The following is a 16,270-nucleotide window of genomic DNA, read 5'->3' on the forward strand; positions in this document are numbered from 1 at the left end:
TTGTACTTATTTTACTTCTGATAGTACAGTGATTTGATTAACATATTTACTCCTTGTGGTGTAATGGATAACACGTAAGATTCCGGTTCTTAAGATAGGGGTTCAATTCCCTTCAAGGAGGCATTTAAATAAAATACAATACTTTTCAATACAGAGAATCCCGCAATGTCGGGATTCTTTTTTATGCTGATTTTTTTGTCTGTGATCAAGGACTCTATTAATTATCACATTCATATTTTCTTATGACCAAATTGATATATATATGATGCTATTTAATGAGAAAATTAGGTAACGCTTGGTTATTGAATTTCCTTCATTAAACTTTCCAGCTCAATTTAATAGTTAGTCGACTATTATTCATTTAACACTTTTTAATCATAAAAAAGGTATTTTTGATAATTCACTACCAAAAACACCTTCTTACTTATAATTCTATTTGTTCACCATTTCTAATCTTATCGGCTAAATCATTAAGTTTTCTTAATCGATGATTTACACCTGATTTTGAAATTGGACCAGTTGATACCATTTCTCCAAGCTCTTTCAACGAAATTTCTTGATGTTCTACTCGAATTCTAGCAATCTCTCTCAACCTGTCTGGTAAATTTTCAATACCAATTTCTTTATCAATCAATTTAATACTCTCAACTTGTTTCATCGCAGCACTAACTGTTTTATTTAGATTTGCCGTTTCACAATTAACGAGTCGGTTAACAGAATTACGCATATCTCTTACAATACGTACGTCTTCAAATTTTAATAACGCTTGATAACCACCTATCAAACTAAGAAAATCCGAAATCTTTTCCGCTTCTTTTAAATACGTAATACTTCCTTTTTTTCGCTCTAAATGTTTGGCATTCAACTCATAACTATTCATTAGTTTCGTTAAGCCTTCTGCATGACTCTCATTTTGAGAAAAAATTTCCAAATGATACGAAGATGTTTCAGGGTTATTCACTGAACCACCTGCCAGAAAAGCTCCTCTCAAGTAACTGCGTCTCATTTCGTCATCTTGAATCATTGAATGATCAATTTCATGCGTAAAAATGCCGTCTTTTAAAATTCCTAATTCATCAAGAATTTCTTTCGCTTTCATCTTTGTACGACAAATATAAATATTATTTTTTTTAAGTTTCATTTTTTTACGGACTAATATTTCAACTTCCACATTAAAGACACGTTTAATCAACGAATAAATACGTCTTGCCGTTGTTGCATTTTCCGTTTGAACATTTATAACAAATTGTTGATTTGAAAGACTAAGTGCACCATTCATTCGAATCAGTGCACTGAGCTCTGCTTTTGCATTCATTTCATCGACGTCTATTCTAGTTAATTCATTTTTCATTTCTGATGCAAAGCTCATCGTACAGTCATTCCTTTCTTGTTTAAAACATGATTCACCTTAGAACCACTGTCTATTTTCATTTTTTTACACAGCTCTATTATCATATCATAATATGATTACGTTCTATATTATTTACGTTTATCACTTGGTACGAAAGGAATAGTACTAATTAATTCTAAAGCTATGTCATAAATCATTGTCGATAACACTTTAGTATTATGTCTTACTAAATGATTTTCAGAAATTTCAACTAAATTAGAAGATGTTTTTACATTTATGCTTTCTTTTTCAAGTTCAGCCTTATTAACTTCAACTGGCTTAGAATGTTTTTCTTCGTATTTTTTCAAAACTTGAGCATTGAAAGTTTGTGTACTACAAATGACATAATCAATAAACGGTTGTCCAGCTTGTCTATGAATCGCGTCGATATGATCTTTCACGCTATAACCATCTGTTTCCCCAGGTTGCGTCATCACATTAGATACATATAGCTTAGGCGCATCAGAATGAATTAACGCATCTGAAATACCATTGACACATAAGTTAGAAATAACGCTCGTATATAATGACCCTGGTCCAAGAACGATTAAATCTGCTTCCCTTAAAGCATCGATAGCTTCTTCCATTGGTTGCACATCGTTAGGTTCTAAAAACACACGATCAATTTTTTTATGTTTTTTAGGAATATTTGTTTCTCCAAAAACAATTTCTCCATCTTCCATAACAGCATTTAATTGCACACTTGTATTTGTAGATGGAATGACTCTACCTTTAATATTTAAAATTTTACTTAATGCTTTAATGGCATGTCCGAAATCATTCGTAATATTAGTCATACCTGCGATTAATAAATTACCTAACGAGTGACCGCTAATTTGATTTTCTTCAAAACGATACTGAAAAAGTTGGCTTAAAACTGACTCAGAATCACTTAAAGCTGCAATCACATTTCTGATGTCTCCTGGTGCTGGTATATCCATTTCATCTCTGATTTTCCCTGTACTCCCACCATTATCAGCAACTGTTACAATCGCTGTAATATCAATTGGAAATTCTCTTAATCCCCTAGCCATGACTGATAAGCCAGTGCCACCACCGATAAGTACAACTTTTATTTGTCTCATTTTTTCTCGCCACTTTCAATATGTGCGTCCCTATGATGCACATAAACATTATATTCAAATACTTCATTTAGATAATTACCTAGTCGTTCTGCTAATGCTACAGATCTATGCTGTCCACCCGTACAACCGATGGCAATTACTAATTGAGATTTCCCTTCTTTTTTATACCCGGGTATCATAAAATCTAACAAATCAGTTAATTTTTCAAAGAAAATCTCTGTCTCTTTCCATTTCATAACATAATTATAAACGTCTTTATCTAATCCTGTTAAAGGTCTTAAATCTACTACATAATATGGATTTGGTAAAAATCGCACATCAAATACTAAATCTGCATCCATCTGAATCCCATGTTTAAAACCGAAACTTGTGACATTAATTGTAAAAGTTTCAAACTCTTCATCTTCATAGTATCGACGAATGCGTTCTTTTAATTCTTTAGGTGATAACTTTGTAGTATCTATAACAAAATTAGCTATACTTCTAATTTGGGACAAATGCTCTCGCTCATCATTAATTGCATTGATTAACGATCTTTTACCTTGTTCCATCAAAGGATGTGCACGACGCGTTTCCTTATATCTTGAAATTAATTTTTCAGTACTTGCTTCTAAAAACATAACATCAATGATGACGTCACTTTCACTTTTGACTTTATCCACTACTGCAACTAATGAATTAAATAGTTCCTTACCTCTTAAATCAATTGCAATTGCCACTTTTCTTAAGGATGGATTTCCTTGTTCCATCAACTCTACAAATTTAGGCAATAACACTGGTGGTAGATTATCTACACAAAAATATCCCATGTCTTCTAAACATTGAATAACCAAAGATTTACCTGCACCAGATAAACCTGTGACAACTAATAGTTCACTTTTACTTTTTTCTTTTTCATTATTATCCATTATTTTTTCACCGCCAAAACGAATTTCATGATGTTAATTTAAATGTTCTATGACAAAATTAAGCAACGATGTTTTATATTTATTTTCAACTATGTCTAGATTAAATTTATAAAAATCTACATCATTTAAAAGGAGATTGGGACATAAATCAATGTCCTAGAGTCTATAATATTATATTGCTAGTATTTGACTGAATGAAAATGCGCTTGCAACAAGCTTTTTTCAATTATAGTCAGGGGCCCCAGCACAGAAGCTGACGTAAAGTCAGCTTACGATAATGTGCAAGTTGGGGTGGGACAACGATAAAGAAATACTTTTTCTATAGAAATTAGTATTTCTTATGCATGAGTTTTACTCATGTATTCCTATTTTTTTAGTACACATTAGCTGTGGCTAATGTGTAAGAACCACTACATAATAAATCATTAGTGGCTCTTTATCATTTCTGTCCCACTCCCATAAAGTTATAAGTTTAATATAACATATAAAAAAACTAGAACTCATTGAAACGCACAAATGATACGTACTAAGTTCTAGTTTTCTATATAATTTGCTTTAATTTAAAAGTAAGACATTATTTTAACAATGTGATGACACTATTAAAATAAATATCCAAATAATTTACAGCTCAACATCTTAATTCGACTTCGAATTAAGCTTGATCGTTTAAATGTTCAATATATTCCGCTGCACTTTGCGCTGCAATACTACCATCGCCAGTAGCAGTGACAATTTGACGTAAACCTTTGTCGCGAACATCTCCTGCTGCAAAAATACCTGGTACTGATGTTGTCATATCATCTTTTGTCACAATATAACCAACATCATTTGTAATACCTAAGTCTTTAAATGGTGCTGTTAATGGTTTCATACCAATATAGATGAATACACCATCAGCCTCGTGTGTTTCTTCTGAACCATCTTTTGTAGACGTTAATGTCACAGAACCCACTTTGCCGTCTTTTTCATTAATTGATTTCAAAGTATGGCTCCAAATAAAGTCTATTTTATCATTTTTGAATGCTCTATCTTGTAAAATACGTTGTGCACGTAACTCATCACGACGGTGAACGATTGTTACTTTGTCAGCAAATTTAGTTAAGAATGTTCCCTCTTCTACTGCTGAGTCACCACCACCGATAACGAATAGGCGTTTATTTTTAAAGAATGCACCATCACATACTGCACAATAACTTACACCGCGTCCACCAAGTTCTTGTTCACCCGGAACACCAATTTTCTTGTATTCTGCACCTGTAGCAATAATGACCGCTTTAGCTGTTAATTCTTTGTTACCAAAGTTAATCACTTTATATTCGCCTTTATCTTCTACAGATTTAATATCTCCATATTGATAAACTGCACCAAACTTTTTAGCGTGTTCAAACATTTTTGTAGATAAATCTGGACCTGTAATCATTTCGAAACCAGGGAAGTTCTCTACTTCTTCTGTATTAGCCATTTGACCGCCTGGAATACCTCTTTCAATCATAACTGTTTTTAAATTAGCACGTGATGCGTATACTGCAGCAGTCATACCAGCTGGACCTGCACCGATAATTGCTATATCAAAATCTATTTCAGTCATTTTATTAACGCCTCCTCATTATTAATCATTATGCGCATTATATAATAAATCTAACTTTTCATAAATCTATATGCTCAAGAGAAATTCAATCATTTTGTTCAGTTTATATTGTGTTATGCCTAACCATGTTGTAATTTGCTTCTTTGTAACGTTTCGAGGTTGATTTTTAAAATACAAATAAATAAACGCACCGATATATGGCTCAACATCAGTTAAATCTACTTTTTCAGCAATTATGAGTTCACCTTGATTAATCCATGCAACCATTAAATCATTTTCACTTACAAATAATTCATTATGGTAAAGCGTTAACAAGCCGCGATGAATGAAGTCTAATTTATTGAGTGTTAAACCTTGAACTAAATACGTTAAATACAATTTCTCATAATTATTTAGATTTTCCAGAACCTGCCAAATACTTTCCGTCATCACAATTTCTTTGCCATTTAATTGATCCAATAAAAAAATACCATATAAACGATAATGACTGTCATCACTTTGAAGTAATGGCAAAATATGTTGGTCAAAAACTTCTTTACTATTTTCAATTACCCAAGGAGCATGTCCAATTTCCACTTTAGAAATTTGCTTCAATTTATCCCAGTAGTAATGACTTTCGTCTTCTTCACCTAAATAATAATAATTATATGCTAAAGCATTGTACATTTGAATTGATAAAAATTTCCCTTTTTTATATAAAGGGTACAACAATTGTTGTGATGCACGATACTGCTTTAAATAACTTAAAACAATACCTAATTTAAAACTTTCATCGTCATTCATAGGTACAACTTTATTTAATATTTTTAAATACTTTTGGTATTGTTCATTTTCCTTAGTGTTATAAAGTAGCAAAGTATAATGGCATAATGCATATATATCTGTACTATCCTCTTGTAATAGTGCTTCGTACAATGCTTTAGCCGTATCATATTCGCCGAGATATAAATAACACATTGCCAGTAAATTACGTACGACACGATGATCTTGAACTTCTTGTGGTTGATGTAAGACATAATTCTTTGCATCTTTTAATCGACCTTGAGAAAAAAGATATTGGAATAGTATTTGAACTACAAACAATTGAGCTTCAAGTTCAATTTGTTCTTCACTTTGATATTTCACATCAAACATTTGATCTAATTCATCTCTATAATCTTGGTCGTCGCTAACAATAACATAATTAATACCAAACAAGAATGCCTTGTTTGGTTCGTTAACTTCAATGTTGAGCTGACTCAATTCATAAAAGCTATCTTCTAGATGCCTATTATAAATAATATTGTCATAAAATAAATGTTCTGCTTTTTTAGCAATACCAAGTTGCACTAGACATTGTGCATAATCAATTTGAATTTCCAGATCATCAGGTGACAATTCTAACACTTTTTCAAAGTATTCAGCAGCTCGTTTATATTCTCTTTGTTTAAACTTCTGATTAGCCATTTTACGATAAAATGCATCATCAAAAGTCATTGGAATTACATTATTATTCTTTTGCGCCATAAAATTGTCACCTCCTAATCATTTTTATATACATAGGGTTGCCATATGCAAATCCATTATCCGGTATATCTTTTGAAACAACCGTACCAGCTGCAACTTTTACATTGTCACCAATCGTTATACCGGGTAAAATGGTAGCATTTGCACCAATCAAAGTGTTAGATCCTATCGTCACTGGTCCATAACGAAATTCATCAACTAATGCTTCATGCGTCAAAATTGTTACATTGTAACCAATAACACTGTTACTACCAATCGTAATCAGTTCTGGATAAAAAATATCTAACATTACTTTATAAGCTATCGACGATTGATTACCGATACTAATATTTAAAAGTTGTTTATATATATGTCTTTTCAGTACCATACTTGGAATAAATTTCGAAAATTCAATGATAATTACATTCTTAAAAACTTTCGAAAATTTAACAAGACGGTATACATGCCATAAAGGGTTTGTATGATGATGTGTTTTTGATAAAAATTTTCTCAAAATATCACTACTTCACTTTTTTTGTTGGCCATGGAAGCGCCCCAACTTTGCTATACAACGGTGGATTATACTTAATCCTTCTATATATAATTAAACTTATACTTATTAAAATTAAAAGAATTGATACTAATTGTGCAACTCTAATATTACTTGTGAGCATTAAGCTATCAGTACGTAATCCTTCTATAAAGAATCGACCAAATGAATACCAAGTTAAATATAAAAAGAATGTTTCTCCTAATTTTAAATGTTTACGAATATTAACTAAGATAATAAATCCAGCGACATCCCAAATGGATTCATATAAAAATGTTGGATGATAATATTGGCCGTTAATATACATATTTTCTATTATAAAATTAGGCAAATGTAATTGTTCTAAAAAAGCGCGTGACACAGGTCCACCATGTGCCTCGTGATTCATAAAGTTACCCCAGCGTCCAATTCCTTGCGCTAAAATTATACTTGGCGCAACGATATCACCAATTTGAAATGGGTTTAAATTTTTCACTTTACATACAATAACACCAGCAATAAAGCCACCTATTAAACCACCATGTATTGCTATTCCACCATGCCATATTTTAATAATTTCACCTGGATTTTCCGCGTAATATGGCCATTGGAAAATCACAAAATAGATTCGTGCCGCGATAAATCCAAATAGTGCACTATAAAAAATAATATCTACTAAAGTATCTTTATGTAATCCTGCTTTAACTAGTGCACGTTGTGCAACAAAGTAACCAAGTAGTATTCCGACAGCAATGATAATTCCATACCATCGTACACTCAGTGGTCCTAAGTTAAATGCCACAGGATCTATATAGTTAAATACAATACCCATTCAACCTACTCCTCACTCTTATGACTGTTCTTGATAATTTCTTCATTTAATCTTTCACTAAATTCTTCGGCAGTGTTAATGCCCATGATATTTAATCGATAGTTCATTGCAGCGACCTCAATAATTACCGCAACATTTCTACCAGGTCTTACAGGTATTGTTTTTTTAGTGATTTCAGTATCTAAAATACTTAACGTCTCTTCATTAAGACCTACGCGGTCATATAACTTTTGCTTGTTCCAGTTTTCCAAATTAATATTTAATCTAATTCGTTTTTCAGTTAATATTGAACCCGCGCCAAATAAAGTCATAACATTGATAATACCTAGTCCACGTATTTCTAATAGATGTTCTATTAACTTTGGTGGTTTTCCTATTAGTTCATCTTTATTAATTTGACGTATTTCTACATTATCATCTGCTACTAATCTATGCCCACGTTTAACTAACTCCAACGCAGTCTCACTTTTACCTATTCCTGAATCACCGGTAATTAGTACACCAACACCGTAAACATCTACTAAAACACCATGTAAAGATGTCGTCTTTGCAAGTGCATGCTCTAAAAACGTTGTTAAGCGACTCATTAAACTTGTAGTCGCATCTTTAGCAACTATAAGTGGCGTATTTAATTCTTTTGCAGCTTCAACTAATTCTTCTGGTGGCTGTAATCCACGAGTTACAATAATTGCAGGCGTTTCTGGTCTGCATAGTTTACGCATACGACCTGCGCGATCCTTATCTGGTAATAAATTGTAAAACGATAGTTCCGTTGTTCCTAATAGTTGTATTCTATCTGACGCATAATGTGAAAAATAACCTGCCATCTCTAAGCCCGGTCTTGATATATCAGCATTTTTAATTGGCTTCGATAGTCCTTCTTCACCAGCGATTAAATCTAACTTTAATGTTTCAACTAGTTTTTCTGTCGTTAACATGGGTTCACCTCAATTGTATTTATCCCTACTCTTACATCTCTTCTTATCATATCAAAAATATAACACCAATCTACATTGAAAAGCTAAAATAAATATTAATTGTTCATTATTGTTATTGTGTTATAAGTCACTGTCAACCCTATATTTGAAGCTTTTATTTCATTGTAGTTTTAAAATTGCTAGAAATACAGTTATTGATTTCATCTAAACATTTACACGTAATCATTCGTTTCAGCTTGTTTATTTAAAACTAATATTAACACAGTTTGTTTTATTCATCTTATTTTTATGCATTTGCTTAAGATCATACAAAAAGAAGTGAAAGATGACATAATCACACCCTTCACTTCTTAGACAGATATTAATTTTCGGTATATTATTTATCTCGTTCAAGTACTTCTTTTAAATACTTTCCTGTATATGATGACTTTGTCTGAGCAATATCTTCGGGTGTGCCAGTCGCAACAATAGTACCACCGCCACTACCACCTTCAGGACCTAAGTCGATAATATAGTCTGCTGTTTTGATAACATCTAGGTTATGTTCAATAATTACAACAGTATCACCATTTTCAACTAATCGGTTTAATACTTTTAATAATCTACTAATATCGTCAACATGTAACCCTGTTGTCGGTTCGTCTAGGATATAAATAGATTTACCAGTTGAACGTTTATGAAGTTCAGATGCAAGTTTCACACGTTGAGCCTCACCACCTGATAACGTTGTAGCTTGTTGACCTAATGTGACGTATCCAAGGCCAACATCAACTAGTGTTTGTAGCTTGCGCTTAATCTTAGGAATATTTTCAAAAAACTGTGTTGCTTCTTCAACAGTCATTTCCAAAATGTCTGCAATGTTTTTACCTTTATAAGTAACTTCTAACGTCTCACGATTGTATCGTTTACCATCACATACTTCACAAGGTACATAAACATCAGGTAAAAAATGCATTTCAATTTTAATAATACCGTCACCTTTACAAGCTTCACAGCGTCCACCTTTTACATTAAAACTAAAACGACCTTTTTGATATCCTCGAATTTTAGCTTCATTTGTTTGCGCAAACACATCACGTATATCATCAAACACACCAGTATACGTTGCTGGATTAGAGCGTGGCGTTCTACCTATCGGTGATTGATCAATATCAATAATTTTATCAAGTTGATCAATACCTTCAATCTTATCGTACAATCCTGGCTTTACTTTAGATTTATTGATTTTTTGAGCTAATGATTTGTATAATACTTCATTTACTAATGAACTTTTACCAGAACCTGATACACCTGTAACGACCGTCATGATTGAAAGTGGTATGTCCACATCAACGCCTTTAAGGTTGTTACTTCTAGCTCCACGTATAGAAATTTTACGATCTGAAGCCGGTCTGCGATATTCAGGTACTTCAATACGTTTCTTACCACTCAAGTATTGTCCTGTTAAAGATTTTTTATCTTTCATTACCTTTTGAGGTGTACCACTAGACACAATCTGTCCTCCATGCTCACCAGCACCAGGCCCTATGTCCACTAAGTAATCAGCCGCACGCATTGTATCATCATCGTGTTCAACTACAATTAAAGTATTTCCTAAATCTCTCATTTCTTTAAGTGTATTAATTAATCGATCATTATCTCTTTGATGCAGTCCAATTGATGGCTCATCTAATACATATAAGACACCAGTCAAACGTGACCCAATTTGCGTTGCCAATCGAATACGTTGTGCTTCACCACCTGAAAGTGTACCTGAAGCTCTGTTTAGCGTTAAATATTCAAGTCCCACATTATTTAAAAAAGTGAGTCGGGAAATAATTTCTTTCAATATTTGATTTGCAATTGCTTGATCTTGTTCTGACAAATTAATGTTTTTATAATAGTTCAGCGCTTGACTAATTGAGTATTCGACTACTTCACCAATATTTAAACCACCTACATAAACAGATAACGCTTCACGACTCAATCGTTGTCCATGACAAGTTTCACAAGGTAGTTCGGTCATATATTTACTCATCATTTCACGTGTATATTCTGAAGGAGATTCATGGAATCGTCTACTTATATTAGGAACTACACCCTCGAAAACCATTGTTCGTTTTCTAGTACCACCTTGACGTTGTGTAAATGTAAATTCAATTTCTTTGTCGCCCGAACCATACAATAAAATATCACGTTGACGTTCTGTTAACTTTTTAAAAGGTTTATCCATATTGATTTTATAAACTTCACAAACACGTTTTAACAATGTTGGATAAAAATCAGAACTCGTCGGTATCCAAGGTTCTATTGCACCTTCGTTTAGCGTCTTATCTTTGTCGGGAACAACCAAGTCTACATCGACTGTTAACTTTTGACCTAAGCCATCACATGTTGGGCAAGCACCAAAAGGACTGTTAAAGCTAAACATTCTTGGTTCTAACTCTCCGATTGAAAATCCACATATAGGACAAGCATGGCTTTCTGAAAACTTAAGGTCTTCCCCGTCAATGACATCGACTGTTAATTGTCCTTCTGAAAGCTCTAACGCGGTTTCGATAGAGTCTGCAAGACGTGTCTCAATACCTTCTTTCACCACTAAACGATCAACTACTACTTCGATTGTATGATTTTTATTTTTATCTAATTCAGGCACTTCATTTACATCAACAATTTCTCCATCAATACGTAAACGCACATAACCCTTTTTACCAATATCTTCGATTAATTTTTCATGACTACCTTTTCGATGAGAGATGACAGGTGCTAATAATTGAATCTTTGTCCGTGTCTCTAACTCCATAATACGGTCAACCATTTGTTGTACTGTTTGCGATTCAATTTCGATATGATGATTTGGACAATATGGTTTACCGACACGTGCATAAAGCAAACGAATATAATCATATATTTCTGTTACCGTTGCAACTGTCGATCTTGGATTTTTACTAGTTGTTTTTTGATCGATAGATATTGCCGGAGATAAACCTTCAATTGTATCAACATCTGGTTTGTCCATTTGTCCTAAAAATTGACGTGCATAAGCACTTAATGATTCAACATAACGACGTTGTCCTTCAGCATAAATCGTATCAAATGCTAAAGAAGATTTACCAGAACCTGATAATCCAGTCATTACAATTAGTTTATTTTTCGGTAATTCAATATCAATATTTTTCAAGTTATGCGCACGTACACCTTTAACTACTATGGATGGTTCTTTCATTTACTTGTCACCCTTCTGCTTTTAATTCAAATAACATATCTCTTAATTCTGTAGCTTTCTCGAAATCTAAATCTTTCGCTGCTTGTTTCATTTCTTTTTCTATATTGTCGATTGTCTTTTGACGTTCTTTTTTCGTCATCTTCTTAGGTATCACAGTTTGTGCTTTGTCATTATTTTCGTCATTTTCAACAGTAGCACTAATTAAATCATGTATTTTTTTATTAATTGTTTTAGGTGTAATACCGTGTTTTTCATTGTGTTTCATTTGAATTTCTCGACGACGTTGCGTTTCGTCAATAGCATACTTCATTGAATCAGTCATTTTATCAGCATACATAATCACTTCGCCTCGATCATTACGTGCGGCTCTACCTATTGTTTGTATTAATGAACGATTTGAACGTAAAAATCCTTCTTTATCTGCATCTAATATCACAACTAAAGACACTTCTGGAATATCAATACCCTCTCTTAATAAATTAATCCCTACAATGACATCATACGTACCCATACGTAAATCTCTTATAATTTCAATTCGTTCTAATGTCTTGATTTCTGAATGCAGATAATTAACTTTAATGCCTGCTTCTTTCATGTATGTGGTTAAATCTTCACTCATCTTTTTAGTGAGCGTTGTAACAAGTACGCGTTCATTACGCTCAACCCTTGTTTGAATTTCACTTAATAAATCATCAATTTGATTTTCAGTAGGTCTAACCTCAATCTTAGGATCCAGTAAACCAGTAGGACGAATAATTTGTTCAACCATCTTATCCGTATGTTCAATTTCGTATGGACCAGGCGTTGCAGATACATAAACAAGTTGTTTTGTCTTTTCTTCAAATTCTTCAAATTTAAGTGGGCGGTTATCTAACGCACTCGGTAATCTAAATCCATGATCCACCAAAACTTGTTTACGCGCTCTGTCTCCATTATACATGCCTCGAACTTGCGGTAATGTCACATGTGATTCATCAATCATTACTAACCAATCATCGCCAAAGTAATCCAATAAAGTATATGGTGTCGAACCCAGTGGTCGCAAAGTTAAATGTACGGAATAGTTTTCAATTCCTGAACAGAATCCCATCTCTCGCATCATTTCTAAATCATAATTGGTACGCTGTTCTAACCTTTGCGCTTCTAGTAATTTATTCTCATCTCGTAATTCTTTCAATCGTTCTTCCAATTCTTTTTCAATACGTTCAATCGCAACTTTCATCTTTTCTTCACGTGTGACGAAGTGAGATGCAGGGAAGATTGCAAAATGTTCCCTTTCTTTCAACACTTCACCTGTTAAATAATTAACTTCTCGGATACGATCGATTTCGTCACCAAAAAACTCAACTCGTATACATAGTTCTTCCTTAGAGGCTGGGAATATTTCAACGACGTCTCCACGCACTCGAAACGTTCCTCGTTGGAAATCGATGTCATTTCGTGTATATTGCACATCTACAAGTTTTCTAAGTAATTCACTTCTATCCATTTCCATACCAACTCGAACACTTACTACTAAATCTTTATATTCTTCTGGATTACCTAAACCATATATACAACTTACACTAGCAATAATAATTACATCATCGCGTTCAAATAATGCACTTGTAGCAGAATGTCGTAGTTGATCAATTTCATCATTGATTGAGGCATCTTTTTCAATAAAAGTGTCAGTAGACGGTACGTATGCCTCAGGTTGATAATAATCATAGTAACTTACAAAGTATTCCACCCTGTTTTCAGGAAAAAATTCTTTAAACTCACTATATAATTGTCCTGCTAATGTTTTGTTATGCGCGATAATTAACGTTGGTTTCCCAACTTCTTTAATAACATTACTCATCGTAAATGTTTTCCCTGTGCCAGTTGCACCTAATAAAGTTTGATGTCTTTTCCCCGCTTTAATACCTTCCACGATTTCCTTAATTGCTTGCGGTTGGTCACCTTGAGGCTCAAAATCAGAATGTATTTTAAAAGGATAATGTTCAACCATAGTCACATATGCCTCCTCTTTCAACGTATTATTTATATTTCCGCTCAACTCTTCGATTTCTCATTACATATTTTAGCAAAGTAGTCACACAAAAAGCAAACGTTTGTTCGTAAAAATGTCGAACAAAGAAAAACAAACATAGTTGTGCTAACTATGCTTGCCTTAAATCAAATCGTTTATCTTGTTATTTTTAGTATGTAAATACACATTATATTAATCATCATTTTGTTTCAACAAATTTGTTTGAAACATTATTTTAAAGTTAAACTTAGCGATCTTCATCTTGATGTTTATGAAATTCGAGTTGATCTATAATTAAATAACCAGCTAATAATGACACTACATCAATAAAAATTATCCACTCGTTATGGAAATACTCTTTATAGATTGAGGCACCAATTAAAATTAATGTCAGAATAGTACCGACCCATTTACTTCTTGTTATTACACTAAACAATACTACCAAGACACATGGAAAGAATGCTGCGCTAAAATACCATATCATCCATTTTCCTCTTTTCTTTTATTTAAAATGTTCATGGTTGTTTCTCTTAATTCTGTTCTAGGTATAAAGTTTTCAGTCAACATTTCTGGAATGATATTATTAATAAAATCTTGTACAGATGCTAAATGGTCAAATTGAATAATTGTTTCTAGACTCATTTCATAAATTTCGAAAAATAATTCTTCGGGATTACGTTTTTGTATTTCTCCAAATGTTTCATAAAGCAAATCAATTTTATCAGCAACTGAAAGTATTTGACCTTCTAATGAATCATCTTTACCTTCTTGCAGTCGTTGCTTATAAACATCTCTATATTGTAATGGAATTTCTTCTTCAATAAAGGTCTCTACCATTTCTTCTTCAACTTGCGAAAATAATTTTTTTAATTCACTACTCGCATATTTAACAGGTGTTTTTATATCACCAGTAAACACTTCAGCGAAATCATGATTTAATGCTTTTTCATATAAGCTTTTCCAATTAATCTTTCGTCCATGATATTCTTCAACTGTTGCTAAATATTGAGCAATTTTAGTTACTTTAAAGGAGTGTGCTGCAACATTGTGTTCAAAATATTTAAATTTTCCAGGTAATCTTATAAGTCTTTCCATATCTGATAATCTTTTAAAATATTGATGTACACCCATTTCAATTACCTCCTCCATTAATTAATCATAAATTATACTTTCTTTTTACATATCATTCAATTAAATATCATTTAAATATCTTCTTTATATAACTCTGATTAAATGATACCAAAAAATCCTCTCAACCTGTTACTTAAACAGGCTAAGAGGATAGTCTAGTCTTGATATATTACTTAGTGGATGTAATTATATTTTCCTGGATTTAAAATTGTTCTTGAAGATTTAACATTAAATCCAGCATAGTTCATTTCCGAAACAGTAATTGTTCCATTAGGGTTTACAGATTCAACAACACCAACATGTCCATATGGACCAGCAGCTGTTTGGAAAATAGCGCCAACTTCTGGTGTTTTATCTACTTTAAATCCTGCAACTTTTGCTGCGTAATTCCAGTTATTTGCATTGCCCCATAAACTTCCTATACTTCTACCTAATTGTGCACGACGATCGAAAGCGTAATATGTGCAGTTTCCATAAGCATATAAGTTTCCTCTGTTAGCTACTGATTTATTGTAGTTATGTGCAACAGGTACAGTTGGTACTGATTTTTGTACTTGAGCAGGTTTATATGCTACATTAACTGTCTTAGCTACTGCTTGCTTAGGTGCTTGCTTAACTACTACTTTTTTAGACGCTTGTTGTACAGGTTGTTGTACTACCCTTTTAGCTTGGCTTGCTTTTCTTACTGGTGATTTAACTGTTTTAGTTTGTTTCACTTTATTTTGAGGCACAAGTGAAATCACGTCACCAGGAAAAATTAAAGGTGTTACACCAGGATTGTATGAATATAATTGATTCAACGTTAAGTGATGCTCTAAAGCAATCTTATATAATGAATCGCCAGCAACTACTGTATAAGTTGTCGGTGATTGTTTTTGTGCTTGAACATTTGATACATAATTATGTTGAACAGGTGTTTTTACTTGTGTGCCTTGTTGTTGTGCATGTGCTGCATTATTTAAAGCTAAAAAAGCTAACACTGACGAAACCGTCACTGTAAGAGATTTTTTCATCTTGCTGTCATTCCTTTGCTGTTAGTATTTTAAGTATGCAAATACTATAGCACAATACATTTTATCAAAAGCTATTGTTATAACGATGTAATCAAATGGTTAACAATATAAAAATACTGAAAACTAGCTACTCGGTGTAAAATGTATTCACT

Annotated in this window: 13 protein-coding genes; all 13 read right to left on the reverse strand. The window is 32.8% G+C overall.

Going from position 1 to position 16,270, the window contains the following annotated elements:
• Nucleotides 1-424: 424 nt before the first annotated feature.
• The 13 genes from whiA to HMPREF2658_RS01120 all read right to left on the reverse strand — a co-directional run bounded on the left by whiA (nt 425) and on the right by HMPREF2658_RS01120 (nt 16,118).
• Nucleotides 425-1,369, reverse strand: a complete 945-nt coding sequence (gene whiA, locus HMPREF2658_RS01060) for a DNA-binding protein WhiA (protein WP_000006551.1) — start codon at nt 1,367-1,369, stop codon at nt 425-427.
• A 110-nt stretch (nt 1,370-1,479) separates the two neighbouring features.
• Complete coding sequence (locus HMPREF2658_RS01065) at nt 1,480-2,475, reverse strand: YvcK family protein (RefSeq protein WP_001248939.1); 996 nt, start codon at nt 2,473-2,475, stop codon at nt 1,480-1,482.
• Nucleotides 2,472-3,383: an RNase adapter RapZ gene (gene rapZ / locus HMPREF2658_RS01070; protein WP_000369722.1), complete on the reverse strand. Its 912-nt coding sequence runs from the start codon at nt 3,381-3,383 to the stop codon at nt 2,472-2,474. The genes HMPREF2658_RS01065 and rapZ overlap by 4 nt, the downstream gene beginning before the upstream one ends.
• 652 nt (nt 3,384-4,035) lie before the next feature.
• Complete coding sequence (gene trxB, locus HMPREF2658_RS01075; protein WP_000134963.1) at nt 4,036-4,971, reverse strand: thioredoxin-disulfide reductase; 936 nt, start codon at nt 4,969-4,971, stop codon at nt 4,036-4,038.
• 66 nt (nt 4,972-5,037) lie between these two features.
• Complete coding sequence (locus HMPREF2658_RS01080) at nt 5,038-6,477, reverse strand: tetratricopeptide repeat protein (protein WP_000057562.1); 1,440 nt, start codon at nt 6,475-6,477, stop codon at nt 5,038-5,040.
• A gap of 7 nt (nt 6,478-6,484) precedes the next feature.
• Nucleotides 6,485-6,970, reverse strand: coding sequence for an acyltransferase (locus HMPREF2658_RS01085; RefSeq protein WP_001224792.1), 486 nt, complete (start codon nt 6,968-6,970; stop codon nt 6,485-6,487).
• Between the two features lie 7 nt (nt 6,971-6,977).
• The gene (lgt, locus tag HMPREF2658_RS01090) at nt 6,978-7,817 is read right to left on the reverse strand and encodes a prolipoprotein diacylglyceryl transferase (protein ID WP_000513299.1); all 840 of its coding nucleotides are present in this window, start codon (nt 7,815-7,817) and stop codon (nt 6,978-6,980) included.
• Between the two features lie 5 nt (nt 7,818-7,822).
• The gene (gene hprK, locus HMPREF2658_RS01095) at nt 7,823-8,755 is read right to left on the reverse strand and encodes an HPr(Ser) kinase/phosphatase (protein WP_000958224.1); all 933 of its coding nucleotides are present in this window, start codon (nt 8,753-8,755) and stop codon (nt 7,823-7,825) included.
• 376 nt (nt 8,756-9,131) lie between these two features.
• Nucleotides 9,132-11,960: an excinuclease ABC subunit UvrA gene (gene uvrA / locus HMPREF2658_RS01100; protein WP_070854177.1), complete on the reverse strand. Its 2,829-nt coding sequence runs from the start codon at nt 11,958-11,960 to the stop codon at nt 9,132-9,134.
• A gap of 7 nt (nt 11,961-11,967) precedes the next feature.
• A complete protein-coding gene (gene uvrB / locus HMPREF2658_RS01105; protein ID WP_000229257.1) occupies nt 11,968-13,953 on the reverse strand; it encodes an excinuclease ABC subunit UvrB in 1,986 nt (661 codons plus the stop codon).
• Between the two features lie 268 nt (nt 13,954-14,221).
• Nucleotides 14,222-14,458, reverse strand: a complete 237-nt coding sequence (locus tag HMPREF2658_RS01110) for a CsbA family protein (RefSeq protein WP_000638419.1) — start codon at nt 14,456-14,458, stop codon at nt 14,222-14,224.
• Nucleotides 14,455-15,105, reverse strand: a complete 651-nt coding sequence (locus tag HMPREF2658_RS01115) for a YfbR-like 5'-deoxynucleotidase (RefSeq protein ID WP_000538142.1) — start codon at nt 15,103-15,105, stop codon at nt 14,455-14,457. Before HMPREF2658_RS01115 ends, HMPREF2658_RS01110 begins: the two co-directional genes overlap by 4 nt.
• A gap of 173 nt (nt 15,106-15,278) precedes the next feature.
• The gene (locus tag HMPREF2658_RS01120; RefSeq protein WP_000749393.1) at nt 15,279-16,118 is read right to left on the reverse strand and encodes a CHAP domain-containing protein; all 840 of its coding nucleotides are present in this window, start codon (nt 16,116-16,118) and stop codon (nt 15,279-15,281) included.
• Between the last annotated feature and the right edge of the window lie 152 nt (nt 16,119-16,270).

The organism is Staphylococcus sp. HMSC062H10, from assembly GCF_001836945.1.
GTDB lineage: Bacteria > Bacillota > Bacilli > Staphylococcales > Staphylococcaceae > Staphylococcus > Staphylococcus aureus.

Coding starts and splice junctions, on each gene's coding strand:
- whiA (WP_000006551.1), bottom strand. CDS start 1,369: ATGAGCTTTGCATCAGAAATGAAAAATGAATTAACTAGAATAGACGTC.
- HMPREF2658_RS01065 (WP_001248939.1), bottom strand. CDS start 2,475: ATGAGACAAATAAAAGTTGTACTTATCGGTGGTGGCACTGGCTTATCA.
- rapZ (WP_000369722.1), bottom strand. CDS start 3,383: ATGGATAATAATGAAAAAGAAAAAAGTAAAAGTGAACTATTAGTTGTC.
- trxB (WP_000134963.1), bottom strand. CDS start 4,971: ATGACTGAAATAGATTTTGATATAGCAATTATCGGTGCAGGTCCAGCT.
- HMPREF2658_RS01080 (WP_000057562.1), bottom strand. CDS start 6,477: ATGGCGCAAAAGAATAATAATGTAATTCCAATGACTTTTGATGATGCA.
- lgt (WP_000513299.1), bottom strand. CDS start 7,817: ATGGGTATTGTATTTAACTATATAGATCCTGTGGCATTTAACTTAGGA.
- hprK (WP_000958224.1), bottom strand. CDS start 8,755: ATGTTAACGACAGAAAAACTAGTTGAAACATTAAAGTTAGATTTAATC.
- uvrA (WP_070854177.1), bottom strand. CDS start 11,960: ATGAAAGAACCATCCATAGTAGTTAAAGGTGTACGTGCGCATAACTTG.
- uvrB (WP_000229257.1), bottom strand. CDS start 13,953: ATGGTTGAACATTATCCTTTTAAAATACATTCTGATTTTGAGCCTCAA.
- HMPREF2658_RS01110 (WP_000638419.1), bottom strand. CDS start 14,458: ATGATATGGTATTTTAGCGCAGCATTCTTTCCATGTGTCTTGGTAGTA.
- HMPREF2658_RS01115 (WP_000538142.1), bottom strand. CDS start 15,105: ATGGGTGTACATCAATATTTTAAAAGATTATCAGATATGGAAAGACTT.
- HMPREF2658_RS01120 (WP_000749393.1), bottom strand. CDS start 16,118: ATGAAAAAATCTCTTACAGTGACGGTTTCGTCAGTGTTAGCTTTTTTA.